This window comes from Agrococcus sp. SGAir0287 (assembly GCF_005484985.1).
Lineage (GTDB): Bacteria > Actinomycetota > Actinomycetes > Actinomycetales > Microbacteriaceae > Agrococcus.
In genome coordinates this window covers 1,790,302-1,803,059 of record NZ_CP027942.1, presented here as the reverse complement: position 1 = coordinate 1,803,059, position 12,758 = coordinate 1,790,302, and the positions used below count along the sequence as shown (strand labels likewise).

The following is a 12,758-nucleotide window of genomic DNA, read 5'->3' as shown; positions in this document are numbered from 1 at the left end:
GTTGCAGGATGCGTCGGGGAGGATGTGCGCGTGCGACGCATCCGATCCCTCCTCCACGGCATGTCGATCCTCGCCGCAGGGCTGCGCCTCAGCTGGCGCAACCCGCGCCTGGCGATCCTCGGCATGGTGCCGCCGATCGTCGTCGGCGTCGCCTTCGTCGTCGGCCTCGTCGTGCTCGGCCTCAACGCCCTCTCGCTCGCGACCGCGCTCACGCCGTTCGCCGACGGCTGGGCGGATCCCTGGCCCGACGTGACGCGGGTCGTGCTCGCGATCGCGATCGTCGCGGGCGCCGGCGTGCTCGGGGTGCTGCTGTTCGCCGCCGTGACGCTGCTCGTCGGCGCCCCGTTCTACGAGCGCATCTGGCGGCGCGCGGAGGACGAGCTCGGCGGCATCCGCGACGAGGTCGAGCTCTCGATCGGCCAGTCGATCGCCAAGGGCATCGACGACGGCCTGCGCCTGGCGGGCGTCGCGATCCTCACGGGCCTCGTCGTCGTGCTGCTCGGCCTCATCCCGGGCGTCGGCACGATCCTCGGCTGGGTCGGCGGGGCGCTCGTGGGATCGCGCGCGCTCGCGGTCGAGCTCTCGGGCATGCCCGCCGACGCGCGCGGGCTGAGCCTCGACGAGCGGCGCAGGCTGCTCGACGCCGCGCCCGACGTCGCGCGCGGCTTCGGCCTCGCCGTCTACCTGCTCTTCCTCGTGCCCGGCGGCGCCGTGCTGTGCACGCCCGCCGCGACGGTGGGCGGCATGCTGCTCGTGCGCGAGCTCCGCGGCGAGCCGACGGGACCGCTCGCCCGCGATCGAGCGGTCGCGGACGAGGCGCCGCCCCCGCCGCCGCTCGCGTAGGCTTGGCGCAATGTCGGGCCCCTTCACCGTGCGTGCCGCCACTCGCGACGAGATCGGCGACTGGGACGATCTCATCGCCCGGAACCCGGACGGCGGGCACATGGTGCAGTCGGCGGCGTTCGCCGAGGTCAAGCGCGGCGACGGCCTCGAGCCGCGCTTCCTCGTGATCGAGGGTCCGCAGACCATCCACGTGCTCGCGCTCGAGGGCCGCGTGTGGCTCGGACGCTACTGGTACGTGCCGCTCGGTCCCACGGGCGACGACCTCGAGGGCATCGTCGCGGCGCTGCGGGCCTACGCGCGCGCGCAGCCGGGCCTGCTCGTCGTGAAGATCGAGCCGCGGCTCGAGCGCACGGACGCGCTCGTCGCGCGCCTGACGGCGATGGGCCTCGAGCCGAGCCGCGACATGCAGGTGCAGACGCACACGGTCGTGCTCGACCTCGCGCAGGGTGCGGAGGCGCTGCTCGCGTCGTTCTCGCAGTCGACCAGGCGCCACATCCGCAAGGCGGAGCGCGACGGCTATCGCGTCGAGCGGGTCGACGTCACGCCCGAGACGCGCGACCGCATGCACGCCATGATGCAGACGGTCGCGGGCGGCAAGGGCATGGAGGGCATGCGCGAGCGCGCCTACTACGACCGCTTCTGGCAGGCGTTCGCCGACCACGGCACGGGGCAGCTCTACCTCGGCTTCGACGACGACGGCGACGAGCCGCAGGCGGGGATCTTCGTGACCTTCTCGGGGCGCACCGCCGTCTACAAGGACGGCGGATCCCGCCCGGATCGGCGCATCGCGGGCGGCGCGCCCCTGCTGCTCTACACGGCGATGCAGGACGCCATCGCGCGGGGCTGCACCGCCTTCGACCTCGCGGGCACGCCGCCGGCGGATCGACTCGACGATCCCGAGCATCCGTTCCACGGGCTCGGCCAGTTCAAGACGCGCTTCGGGCCCGTGACGAGCCACCTGCCCTCGTTCGACCTCGTGCTGCATCCCGTGCGGCACCGACTCTGGGAGCATGGCCTGCGCAGGATCGAGTGGCGGCTGCGGCCGGGACCGGACACGCTGCGATGACGGGGGAGACGGTGCACGAGCTGCGCGAGGCGACGGCGGCCGAGATCGCCGACTGGGACGCGCTCGTGGCGCAGAACCCCGACGGCGGGCAGTTCACCCAGACGCTCGCGTTCGCCGAGGTCAAGCGGTGGGACGGCTTCCGCACCCACCACATGGTCTACGACGGCGACGAGCCGGTGCGCGCGCTCGTGCTCGAGCGGCACGGCGTCGTCGGCCGCTTCTGGTACGTGCCGTCGGGCCCGTGGCATCCGCGCCTCGACTCGATCGTGGCGGCGACGCGCGCCTACGTCGAGCGGCACCGCCGCGACCTCGTGTCGGTGAAGCTCGAGCCGCGCCTGCGACGCACCGACGAGCACATGGCGCTGCTGCGCGACGCCGGGCTCGTGGAGGCCGACGACGTGCAGATCCACACGCACACGGTGATCGCGGACCTCGCGCAGGGCCCGGACGCGCTCTTCGCGAGCTTCTCGAAGGCGGCGCGCAAGAACATCCGCCACGCCGAGCGCGAGGGCTACACGGTCGAGCGCGTCGAGCCCACGCCGGCGCTCATGGACCAGATGTGGGCGCGCATGCAGACGATCTCGGGCGGTCGCGGTCTCGCCGGCATGCGCGGCGAGGAGTACTACCGCACGGTGTGGAAGGCCTTCACCGACCACGGCATGGCCGACTGGTGGGTCGGCGAGGACGGCGGCGACGGCCCCCAGACCATCACGTTCACGATCCCGTTCGGCCGCGACGTCATCGACAAGGACGAGGGATCGAGGCCCGACCGGCGCATCAACGGCGGCGCCCACCTGGGCCGCTGGACCCGCATGCGCCACTACGCCGAGCGGGGCTTCGAGGGCTTCGACATGATGGGCGCGCCGCCGTCATGGCGCAAGGACGACGAGACGCACTTCATGCACTCGCTCGCGCGCTTCAAGACCCAGTTCGCGCCGATCGCCGACTTCGTGCCCTCGTTCGACCTCGAGCTGAAGCCCGGCAGGCAGCGGCTGTGGGACCGCTACGTGCGGCCGATCGAGTGGCGCGCGAAGCGCCGGTACACGGGACTGTGGTGATGGGAGCGGATGCCGTGGCGACGCTGAGGACGGCGACGGCGGCGGAGGTCGCCGACTGGGACGCGCTCGTGCAGGCGAATCCCGACGGCGGGCAGTGGGCGCAGGGCGAGGCCTACGCGGCGCTCAAGCGCCACGAAGACGGCCTGCATCCCCTCCACCTCATGCTCGAGGGTGCGCCGGGCGTCGACGGCGCGATCGCGATGCTCGCGCTCGAGCACCGCTCGATCGTGGGCCGCCAGTGGTACCTGCCGCAGGGTCCGAGCCTGCCGATCGAGGCCGTGCCGGCGTTCACCGAGGCGCTGCGCGCGTTCGCGCGGACCGTGCCCCGCCTGTACGCCGTGCGCATCGAGCCGTTCGTCGTCGACGAGCCCGAGGTGCGCGGCATCCTCGCGGACGCCGGCTGGATCGCCTCCGACCGCATGCAGCAGAACCAGCACACGGTGCTCGTCGACCTCGAGCCGGAGACGGACGCCATCTTCGCCGGCTTCTCGAAGAACCTGCGCAACCACATCCGCAAGGCGTCGCGGGACGGGTACCGCGTCGAGAAGGTCGAGCCGACCGACGACAACCTCGAGACGATGTACCGCCTCATGCAGACCGTCTCCGGCGGCAAGGGCGTCGCCGGCATGAAGCCGTACCGCTACTACCGCAGGCTCTGGACCGAGCTGCGCGACCGCGGCCAGGGGCACCTGTGGTTCGGCTACGACGGGGCGCACGAGGGCCCCCAGGCGTCGTCGTTCATGATCGGCTACGGCCGCTATGCCCTCGCGAAGGACGGCGGGTCGGTGCCCGACCGCGCGATCCGCGGCGGCGCGCACCTCATCCGCTGGACCGCGATGCAGTGGTTCAAGGAGCACGACGGTCGCAGGATCTACGACGCGTACGCGACGCCGCCGTCGTGGAAGGCGGACGACCCGAGCGAGCAGCTGTACGGCCCCGGCCGCTTCAAGCTGCTCTTCGGACCGATCACCGACCACGTGCCGAGCCACCTGCTGCTGCTCGACGCGCGCCGCTGGCGGCTCTTCTCGCGGCTCGTGCTGCCGATCGAGTGGCGCGTCCGCCGCCGCCCCTACGGCATCTGGTAGCGCCCTGGGAACGAGGACACCTCACCCCCGCTAGCGTGGCTCGCGGGGGACATGATGACGCGAACGGGCCAGTGGTCGCTGCGGCGCGCCACGACGGCGGAGGTGCGCGACTGGGATGCGCTCGTCGAGCGCAACCCGGACGGCGGCCAGTGGACGCAGGGTGCGGCGTTCGCCGCGCTCAAGGCGCCGGAGCGGCTCGTGCCGCGCTTCCTCGTCCTCGAGCGCGACGACGCCACCCGCATCCACGTGCTCGCCCTCGAGCACCGCAGCCTCGCCGGTCGCTTCTGGTACCTGCCCACGGGCCCCGGCGTCGCATCGGTCGACGACCTCCCCGGCATCGTCGCGGCGCTGCGTGCCGAGCGCTCCGGGCTGCTGCGCGGCGTCTTCGCGTGCAAGCTCGAGCCGTTCCTGGTCGACTCGCCCGAGCGTCGCGACGTGCTGCGCGACGCGGGCCTGCGGGCCTCCGCGGTCATCCAGAAGAACGCCCACACGGTGATCGTCTCGCTCGAGCCGGAGCCCGAGCAGATCTTCCGCGGCTTCTCGAAGAGCCTGCGCAACCACATCCGCACCGCCGACCGCCTGGGCTACCGGGTCGAGAAGGTCGAGCCGGGCGAGGAGACGTATCGCACGATGTACCGCCTCATGCAGACGATCTCCGGCGGGCGCGGCAGCCCGCTCACGCGGCCGTACGCCTACTACCACCGGCTCTGGAGCGAGCTGTGCGCGCGAGGCCAGGGCCACTTCTGGTTCGGCTACGACGGCGCCCACGACGGTCCGCAGGCCTCGGCGTTCATGATCGGCTACGGCCGGTACGCCATCGCGAAGGACGGCGGCTCCGTGCCCGACCGCGCGATCCGCGGCGGTGCCGCGCTCATCCGCTGGACGGCGATGCAGTGGTTCCGCGCGCACGGACGCACGATCTACGACGCCTACGTCACGCCGCCGTCCTGGCTCGCCCACGACCGGGACCAGCCGATGCACGGGCCGGGCGTCTTCAAGCTGCAGTTCGGGCCGATCGTCGACCATCTGCCGAGCCACGACCTCGTGCTCGACGAGCGGCGCTTCCAGCTCTTCACGCGCCTGCTGCTGCCGATCGAATGGCGCCTGCGACGTCGTCCCGGCGGCATCTGGTAGCACGCGGCTCGCCGCCGACGACGCCGGATCGGTGGGGGACGGCCCGCTACGCTGGCTCCATGGCACGCGTCCAGGATCCTGCCGAGCTCGCTCGCATCCTGCGGGGCGAGTGGGCCATCCGGGCGACGACCTTCCCGTACTGGCTCTCGCCGAACCGCCGCAACACGCGCGTGACGATCGAGACGATCGAGGGCTCGCCGCTCAGGCTGCGCGAGACGTACGAGTACCACCGGCCCGACAAGGGCTACCGAGAGCTCGTCGCCGAGCTGCGATGGAAGGGCGACCACTTCGCGTGGAAGGCGCTCGGGGCGACGAAGCTCATCCGCACCGCGTGCGTCGTGAGCGACACGCCGGCCACGCCGGACATCGTCAGCGTGCACTACGGGCGAAGCGCGATGGTCGGTCAGCCGGCCGTGAGCCTGCTCGCGCGGCCCCACCTCGATCCCGACGACGTGCGCGCCATGGTGTCGCGCGACACGCACTCGTTCGAGCTGTCGGCGAGCGAGTTCTGGCGGCTGCAATGGCTGCAGGTGCACCCGATCGTGTCGTCGGAGCCCACGCCCACCTGAGTCGTGTTGGATGGGGGGCATGCTCGACGACGCAGGCGGCATCCTCAGGCGCCTCGCCGCGAGCACCGGCCGCGAGCTGCTCTCGTTCCGGCAGCAGGATCTCGAGCCCGTCTCGGACGGCATCATCCTCGGCTACGCATGCACGCTGCGCGGCTCCGACGACCGCGTCGAGCGCGTCACGATCTACGTGAACACGTCGCCGGACGCCCCCGTGGGGGAGCAGACGGTGCAGCTCGTCGACCGCGCGACGGGCGAGCGGCTCACCGCGTGGACGTACCCGCAGGATCCCTCGCTGCCGTCGCTGCCCGCCGTCTCGTATCCCGAGGCCGCGGGCGTCGTGCTGGCGAAGTTCGGCATCGAGGCGGCGGGAGCCACGCTCACGATGGAGTCGTACCGGCCGGGCAAGCGCGCCGTGCTGCGCGTCGACACCGGCGGCACGCAGCACTTCGCCAAGGTCGTGCAGCCCGCCCTCGCCGCGACGATCCACGACCTGCACGTCGCGCTGCACGCCGCGGGCCTGCCCGTGCCGCGCAGCCTCGGCTACTCGGAGGCCGGCCTGCTGCTGCTCGAGAGCATGCCGGGCGATCCGGCCCTCGAGCACGTCTCGGCGATCGCCGACGACCCGCGATTCCTCCACGGCCTCGAGCAGCTCGTCGCTCGGCTCGCGAGCGTGCGCGTCGGCGTCGCCGCGCGCGAGTCGCTCGCCCGTCGGGCCGACTGGTACGCGGCGCGCATGGCCGAGACCGCGCCGGTGCTCGCGCCGCGCGCCGGAGCGATCGTCGAGCGCGTACGGGCGCTGTACGGCGCGACCGCCGTGCCGTCGCCCGTGACCGTCCACGGCGATCTGCACCTCGGGCAGCTGCTCGTCGATCCGCGCGAGCCGTGGCGCATCACGGGCCTCATCGACATCGACACCGCCGGGCTCGGCGACCCCGCCGACGACGCTGCGGCGCTCGCGGCGCACGTCGTCGTGACGGCGTTCGAGTCGGCCACGGCGGGCGCCCGCTCCGACGCGGATGCGCTGCGCCGGCTCGCAGCCACGCTGCGATCACGCTGGCATGACGGCGGCCGCACCGCGGCGATCGCAGCCATCCATCTCACAGGTCACGCGCTCGCCGTCGCCGGCCGCGGCGACGAGCACCTGCCGGTCGCGGCGCGCCTCCTCGACGAGGCGGACCTCGCCCTCGCGACGACGCTGCATCCGCAGCGCTGACGCCTGCCCGCTCAGTCGAGCGGGATGCCGGCGTCGCGCAGGCTGCGCTCGAGCCCGCCGCCGTTCGGCGCGAAGTGCCACGGCACCGACGAGTCCTGCCGCTCGTGCTTGCGGCCGCCGGCGAGCACGGCCTCCTGCGGCGAGAGCTGCCGGATCGCGACCGCCGCGACCGACTCCGGATGCTCCTGCGCGAAGGCGGCGTAGATGGACTCGTCGTGCTGGCCGTCGTCGCCCACGAGCAGCCACCGGATGTCGGGGAAGTCGCGGACGAGCCTGCGCAGCTGCGCGCGCTTGTGCGCCTGGCCCGACCGGAAGAAGCGGTCGTGGGTCGGGCCCCAGTCGGTGAGGAGCAGCGGGCCGGCGGGGTAGAGGTTCCGCGACAGGAATCGACGCAGGGCGGGTGCGACGTTCCACGCGCCGGTCGAGAGGTAGATGAAGGGCGCGGTCGGGTTCGCCCGGCGAACGCGGTCGTACAGCACCGCCATGCCGGGCACGGGGCGCCGGGCGTGCTCGTCGAGCACGAACGCGTTCCACGCTGCGAGCATCGGGCGCGGCAGCAGCGTGACCATGACGGTGTCGTCGACGTCGGACACGACGCCGACGCGCGTCGCGGGGTCGACGACGAAGATCGGCGCCTGCACGGGCTCCGAGCCGGGCACCGACAGCGTGATCTCCTGCCATCCCGGCTCGAGCGACACGGGCACGACGGCGTCGACGACCCCGCCGCGATCGGCGGTGACCGTCGCGGTCGTCGAGCCCGACGAGACCGTGACCTCCGCCGAGGCGAGGCTGATGGACGTGAACGTGCGCCAGCCCCGCATGTTCTCGTAGAGCGCGCGCTGCTCGGCGCCCGGCGTCACGAGCAGCACGCGGCACAGCACGCGCACCCATCCCTCCCCGCCGTAGCCGGCGTAGGGGATGACGGCGGGGCGGCGACCGCTGCGCAGCGCCCGCGCCTCGCGGCGCTCCTGGAACCAGTCCTCGATGCGTGCGGCGCGATGCAGGATCGGATCCGGCACGTGGGCCAGGGGGTCGAGCTCAGCCACGTCGGTGCCTCATCGACTCCACGCTACCCGCGGTCGTCCGCGACAGGCGCCACGAGGTCCGGCCCGTCCGCCCGGACGTTCCCGACCTCGCGGCCCACCTCGCGCAGGGTCAGCGACTCGACCTGCTCGGCCGCAGCGGCGACGACGGCGTCCACGAGGTCCTGGTCGCCCTCCGTCTCCGCGTCGAGCCACGTGTCCCACAGCTCGGGCGCGAGCACGACGGGCATGCGGTCGTGGAGCGGCGCGAGCCGACCGGTCGCCTCGGCGGTGAGGATCGTCGACGACAGCACCCACGCGCCCTCGGGGCTGCGCCACCAGGCGTACAGGCCCGCGAAGGCGATGGGGCGCTCGTCGTCGGCGTGCACGTAGAACGGCGTGCGCTCGGGCTTGCGCCACTCGTACCAGCCGCTCGCGGGCACGATCGCGCGCCGCGTGGCGAGGGAGGCCGCGAAGGTGCGCCGCTCGGCGACCGTCTCGCTGCGCGCGTTGATCGCCTTGACCCCGACGGACGGATCCTTCGCCCACGCTGGGACGAGACCCCACCTCGCGGCCTCGAGACGGCGCGACGGCGGCCCGCCGTCTCGGGACGGCGGCTCGACGACGACGGGCGCGGGATCGGTGGGCGCGACGTTCCACGACCGCTCGGGCAGATCGCCCATCTCGTCGACCTCGAACAGGGCGACGAGGTCGCTGGGCTCCGCAGCCATCACGTAGCGTCCGCACACGGTGTCATCGTCCCACGACCGCGCCGCGCGGGCGCGTCCCGCCTCGCCGATGGCCGGGCAGGGGTAGAGTCGGGCGAACTGAGCGTCGCTCGAAGTCCTCGCGCGGCGCTCCATGCAGGACGGAGCGATGCCCATGCCCATGTCGGTGCACCCGGACGCCGCATCGGTGGCGGTCCGCAGCGAGCCCGTGCAGCCGAGGGCCGCCGCGCGCATCGAGGCCCTGCTCGACGCGGCGGCGCACTGCGTCGACGACGTCGGCTCCGAGCTGCTCACGACCGCGATGGTCGCGAAGTCGGCCGGCGCCTCCATCGGCACGGTCTACCGCTACTTCCCGGACCGCATCGCGGTGCTCGTCGCGCTCGCCGGTCGCAACCTCGAGCGGCTCCGCGCCCGGTTCGAGCGCACGCTCAGCGACCCCGACCATGCCTCCTGGGAGGACGCGGTCACCGCGCTGCTGCGCGACTTCATCGGCGCCTACCGCGAGATCCCGTCGTTCCGGTCCGTGCGCACCGGCGACTGGCTCGACGTCGGCGCGGAGCGCCCCGCGGACTCGACCGACCTCATCGCCGCCGAGACCCTCGCAGTGCTCGTCGCGCGCTTCGGCGTGCCCGACGACGACGCGGCGCGCGCCGCGCTGCGCCGCGGCTTCCGCGTCGCGGACGCCCTCGTGATGTTCGCCTTCCAGCGCGACCGGTTCGGCGACGAGGAGATGCTGCAGATGGCGCTCGATCACGGCCTCATGGAGGCCAAGGTCGGCTTGGCGCCGCGATCGTGATCACCTTCGAGCAGGTCTCCAAGCGCTACGGCGACGCCGTCGCCGTCCGTGACTGCTCCCTCGAGGTCCCGCCGCGCACCTGCACGGTGCTCGTCGGCTCGTCGGGATCCGGCAAGACGACGCTCATGCGGATGGTGAACCGCATGGTCGACCCGACCTCCGGTCGCGTCCTCATCGACGGCGAGGACGTCGCGACCAAGGATCCCGTGCGCCTGCGCCGCGGCATCGGCTACGTGCTGCAGGCCGCCGGCCTGCTGCCGCACCGCACCGTGTGGCAGAACGTCGCGACGGTGCCGATGCTCGACGGGACCGGGAGGCGCGACGCGCGGGCGCGGGCGCTCGAGCTGCTCGCGACGGTCGGCCTCGACGCCGACCTCGCCGATCGCTACCCCCACCAGCTCTCGGGCGGGCAGCAGCAGCGCGTCGGCGTCGCGCGCGCGCTCGCCGCCGACCCCAACATCCTGCTCATGGACGAGCCGTTCGGCGCCGTCGACCCCATCGTGCGCCTCGAGCTGCAGCGCGAGACGCGCAGGCTGCAGCGCGACCTCGGCAAGACCGTGCTCTTCGTCACCCACGACATCCAGGAGGCGTTCGCCCTCGCCGACCAGGTGGTCGTGCTCGAGAAGGAGGGCGTGATCGCGCAGGCGGGCACGCCTGCCGAGATCGTCGCGGCGCCCGCGAACGACTTCGTGCGCGAGTTCATCGGCGCGAGCGCGGGGGAGCGGTCGCTGCACGTGCAGGAGGTCGACGGCAGGCAGGTCGTCGTCGATCGCGACGGCACGCCGCTCGGCACCCTCGACGCAGCCTGAGACGCGCGCCATGGACTGGGTCATCGCGAACTGGAACCAGGTCTGGGACCTGACGCTCAACCACGCCCGCCTGTCCGTCGCGCCCATCGTCGTCGGCTTCCTCGTCGCCGTGCCGCTCGGCAGGCTCGCGGCGGGCAATCGCGCCGCACGCGGCATCATCCTGTCGACGGGCAGCGCGCTCTACGCCATCCCGTCGCTGCCCCTCTTCCTCATCCTCCCGCTCATCCTCGCGACGCGGACGCTCGACGAGATCAACCTCACCGTCGCACTCACGCTCTACGCGATCGCGATCATGGTCCGCAGCGCCACCGACGCGTTCCAGTCGCTGCCGCCCGCGACCATCGGCGCCGCGACCGCGATCGGCTACGGTCGCGCCGGTCGCTTCTGGCGTGTCGAGCTGCCGCTCGCCGGGCCCGTGCTGCTCGCCGGGCTCCGCGTCGTGTCGGTCTCGACGGTCGCGATGGTGACGGTCGGCGCGCTCATCGGCAGCGACAACCTCGGCTACCTCTTCACGAACGGCCGCGCGACGAACAACGTCGACTCGGTGCTCGCCGGTCTCGTCGGCACCGTCGTGCTCGCCGCGATCTTCGACCTCGTCCTGCAGCTCGCCGGCCGACTCGCCATGCCCTGGAGGCGCTGATGGAGTTCTTGCTCAGCGCCTTTCGCTGGCTGCTCTCGCCCGATCGCTACGCGCCCGGCGCGCTCTACTCGATCCCCGAGCGGCTCGGGCAGCACCTGCAGATCACGCTCGCCTGCGTCGCGATCGCCGCCGTCGTCGCGCTGCCGCTCGGCTGCTGGATCGGGCACACGGGCAAGGGCAGGCAGGCCGTGATCGCCATCACGAGCGCCGCGCGCGCAGCACCGGCGCTCGGCCTGCTCATCCTGCTGGTCATGGTGCTCACGGGTCCGCTCGGCTCGCGGCAGGCGTCGCTCGTCGGCTGCGGCGTGGCGCTCGCCGTGCTCGCGATCCCGTCGATCCTCGCCGGCACCTACGCGGGCATCGAGGCCGTCGACCGCGTGACGGTGGACGCTGCGCGGGCGACGGGCATGACCGAGTGGCAGATCCTCACGCGCGTCGAGCTGCCGCTCGCCGCGCCCGTCATCCTCGGCGGCCTGCGCGCCGCGGTGCTCATGGTGGTCGCGACCGCGACGATCGCATCCTTCGCGGGCTTCGGCGGCCTCGGATCGATCATCGCCTCCGGCATCGGGCTCAACGACTACGACCTCATGCTCGGCGCCTCGATCCTCGTCGCCCTGCTCGCGCTCGTGCTCGACGCCGCCCTCGCGCTCGTGCAGCGCTCGGCGCAGCGCGCCCGTCACCTGGGCTGAGCGGTCCGCGTCGCGCATGCCGCGCGCGTCGCATCTCGTCAAGGGTCGGTGTGGCGGATGCGCTCGTCGGAGGTGGCTGGTTCGATGAGAGTCCCTTCACCCCGAGGAGCTCCCATGCAGCGTCCCATCCGTGCCATCGCGGCCCTCGCCGTCGCGGGCGTCGCCCTCGCAGGCTGCGCCACGTCCGACCCCACCGGCAGCGGCGGAGGCGAGGCGGCCGGCGACGGCGAGATCGTCATCGGCTCCAACGCCTTCCCCGAGGCCGAGATCCTCGCCTACATCTACGGCATCGCGCTGGAGGACGGCGGCCTCGACGTCTCCTACACGCTCTCGATCGGCGCGCGGCAGCAGACGTTCCCCGCGCTCGAGGACGGCTCGATCACGCTCCAGCCGGAGTACACGGGCAACCTGCTGAACTACCTCGACGAGAGCAACACGCTCACCGACCCGCAGGAGGTCGCCGACGCGCTCGACACGGCCCTCGAGGGCACGGGGCTCGTCGCCTACGACTACGCCGAGGCGCAGGACCAGGACGCGTACGTCGTCACGAGCGAGTACGCCGAGGCGAACGGCCTCGAGTCGATCGCCGACCTGGCGCCGCTGCAGCCCTTCACGCTCGGCTCCAACCCGCAGTTCGCCGAGCTGCCCTACGGCATCCCCGGCCTCGAGCGCGCCTACGGCATCACCGACGTCGAGTTCGTGCAGTTCGAGGACTACGGCGGGCCGGCGACGGTGCAGGCCCTCCTCGACGGCACCGTCGACGTCGCCGACATCTACACGACGAGCCCCGCGCTCGAGCAGTACGGCCTCGTCGTGCTCGACGACCCCGAGCAGATCATCGCGGCGCAGAACATCGTCCCGGTCCTCTCCGAGTCGATCGCGTCCGACCAGGTCGAGGAGATCCTGAACGGCATCTCCGCCGAGCTGACGACCGACGACCTCATCGCGCTGCGCACGCGCGTCGAGGGCGACGAGACGGCCGCTCCCGAGACCGCGGCTCGCGACTGGCTCGTCGAGAAGGGCCTCATCGACGGCTAGGCTCGACCGGTCCGCGGGGGCTGCGCGTGGCATCGGCGACGCACAGCCCCCGCTTCCGTGTCGCACAG

14 protein-coding genes are annotated in these 12,758 nt (G+C 72.8%); 12 read left to right on the top strand and 2 right to left on the bottom strand.

What is annotated here, in order from left to right; translation table 11 throughout:
• Positions 1-30 precede the first annotated feature (30 nt).
• Genes C1N71_RS08620 through C1N71_RS08590 form a run of 7 tightly spaced genes read left to right on the top strand, consistent with a single transcriptional unit; the run spans position 31 to position 6,968 of the window.
• Entirely contained in the window at positions 31-843 is an 813-nt protein-coding gene (locus tag C1N71_RS08620) for an EI24 domain-containing protein (RefSeq protein WP_175414161.1), read from the top strand.
• A 10-nt stretch (positions 844-853) separates the two neighbouring features.
• On the top strand, positions 854-1,909 hold the full coding sequence (locus C1N71_RS08615; RefSeq protein ID WP_137756016.1) for a lipid II:glycine glycyltransferase FemX: 1,056 nt from the start codon (positions 854-856) through the stop codon (positions 1,907-1,909).
• Positions 1,906-2,967, top strand: coding sequence for a lipid II:glycine glycyltransferase FemX (locus tag C1N71_RS08610; protein ID WP_137756015.1), 1,062 nt, complete (start codon positions 1,906-1,908; stop codon positions 2,965-2,967). Before C1N71_RS08615 ends, C1N71_RS08610 begins: the two co-directional genes overlap by 4 nt.
• Before the next feature lie 14 nt (positions 2,968-2,981).
• A complete protein-coding gene (locus tag C1N71_RS08605; protein WP_175414160.1) occupies positions 2,982-4,052 on the top strand; it encodes a lipid II:glycine glycyltransferase FemX in 1,071 nt (356 codons plus the stop codon).
• Between the two features lie 51 nt (positions 4,053-4,103).
• Complete coding sequence (locus C1N71_RS08600) at positions 4,104-5,186, top strand: lipid II:glycine glycyltransferase FemX (RefSeq protein WP_137756013.1); 1,083 nt, start codon at positions 4,104-4,106, stop codon at positions 5,184-5,186.
• Positions 5,187-5,245: 59 nt separating this feature from the next.
• A complete protein-coding gene (locus C1N71_RS08595; RefSeq protein WP_137756012.1) occupies positions 5,246-5,755 on the top strand; it encodes a hypothetical protein in 510 nt (169 codons plus the stop codon).
• Between the two features lie 19 nt (positions 5,756-5,774).
• Positions 5,775-6,968, top strand: a complete 1,194-nt coding sequence (locus C1N71_RS08590) for a phosphotransferase family protein (RefSeq protein ID WP_175414159.1) — start codon at positions 5,775-5,777, stop codon at positions 6,966-6,968.
• Between the two features lie 11 nt (positions 6,969-6,979).
• On the opposite strand, the gene C1N71_RS08585 is transcribed toward C1N71_RS08590, so the two are convergent.
• Both C1N71_RS08585 and C1N71_RS08580 read right to left on the bottom strand, forming a co-directional pair.
• Complete coding sequence (locus C1N71_RS08585; protein WP_137756010.1) at positions 6,980-8,014, bottom strand: App1 family protein; 1,035 nt, start codon at positions 8,012-8,014, stop codon at positions 6,980-6,982.
• 23 nt (positions 8,015-8,037) lie between these two features.
• Positions 8,038-8,721: an SOS response-associated peptidase gene (locus tag C1N71_RS08580; RefSeq protein ID WP_254677953.1), complete on the bottom strand. Its 684-nt coding sequence runs from the start codon at positions 8,719-8,721 to the stop codon at positions 8,038-8,040.
• A 145-nt stretch (positions 8,722-8,866) separates the two neighbouring features.
• Here C1N71_RS08580 and C1N71_RS08575 point away from each other — a divergent pair, with 145 nt between their 5' ends.
• From C1N71_RS08575 to C1N71_RS08555, 5 genes are all read left to right on the top strand, one after another.
• The gene (locus C1N71_RS08575; RefSeq protein ID WP_175414158.1) at positions 8,867-9,514 is read left to right on the top strand and encodes a TetR/AcrR family transcriptional regulator; all 648 of its coding nucleotides are present in this window, start codon (positions 8,867-8,869) and stop codon (positions 9,512-9,514) included.
• A complete protein-coding gene (locus C1N71_RS08570) occupies positions 9,511-10,323 on the top strand; it encodes an ABC transporter ATP-binding protein (RefSeq protein WP_137756007.1) in 813 nt (270 codons plus the stop codon). Before C1N71_RS08575 ends, C1N71_RS08570 begins: the two co-directional genes overlap by 4 nt.
• 10 nt (positions 10,324-10,333) lie before the next feature.
• Entirely contained in the window at positions 10,334-10,963 is a 630-nt protein-coding gene (locus C1N71_RS08565) for an ABC transporter permease (RefSeq protein WP_137756006.1), read from the top strand.
• Entirely contained in the window at positions 10,963-11,652 is a 690-nt protein-coding gene (locus C1N71_RS08560; protein ID WP_137756005.1) for an ABC transporter permease, read from the top strand. The genes C1N71_RS08565 and C1N71_RS08560 overlap by 1 nt, the downstream gene beginning before the upstream one ends.
• A gap of 114 nt (positions 11,653-11,766) precedes the next feature.
• Positions 11,767-12,690, top strand: a complete 924-nt coding sequence (locus C1N71_RS08555; RefSeq protein ID WP_175414157.1) for an ABC transporter substrate-binding protein — start codon at positions 11,767-11,769, stop codon at positions 12,688-12,690.
• The last annotated feature ends 68 nt before the right edge of the window (positions 12,691-12,758 follow it).

Coding starts and splice junctions, on each gene's coding strand:
- C1N71_RS08615 (WP_137756016.1), top strand. CDS start 854: ATGTCGGGCCCCTTCACCGTGCGTGCCGCCACTCGCGACGAGATCGGC.
- C1N71_RS08610 (WP_137756015.1), top strand. CDS start 1,906: ATGACGGGGGAGACGGTGCACGAGCTGCGCGAGGCGACGGCGGCCGAG.
- C1N71_RS08600 (WP_137756013.1), top strand. CDS start 4,104: ATGATGACGCGAACGGGCCAGTGGTCGCTGCGGCGCGCCACGACGGCG.
- C1N71_RS08595 (WP_137756012.1), top strand. CDS start 5,246: ATGGCACGCGTCCAGGATCCTGCCGAGCTCGCTCGCATCCTGCGGGGC.
- C1N71_RS08590 (WP_175414159.1), top strand. CDS start 5,775: ATGCTCGACGACGCAGGCGGCATCCTCAGGCGCCTCGCCGCGAGCACC.
- C1N71_RS08580 (WP_254677953.1), bottom strand. CDS start 8,721: ATGGCTGCGGAGCCCAGCGACCTCGTCGCCCTGTTCGAGGTCGACGAG.
- C1N71_RS08575 (WP_175414158.1), top strand. CDS start 8,867: ATGCCCATGCCCATGTCGGTGCACCCGGACGCCGCATCGGTGGCGGTC.
- C1N71_RS08565 (WP_137756006.1), top strand. CDS start 10,334: ATGGACTGGGTCATCGCGAACTGGAACCAGGTCTGGGACCTGACGCTC.
- C1N71_RS08560 (WP_137756005.1), top strand. CDS start 10,963: ATGGAGTTCTTGCTCAGCGCCTTTCGCTGGCTGCTCTCGCCCGATCGC.
- C1N71_RS08555 (WP_175414157.1), top strand. CDS start 11,767: ATGCAGCGTCCCATCCGTGCCATCGCGGCCCTCGCCGTCGCGGGCGTC.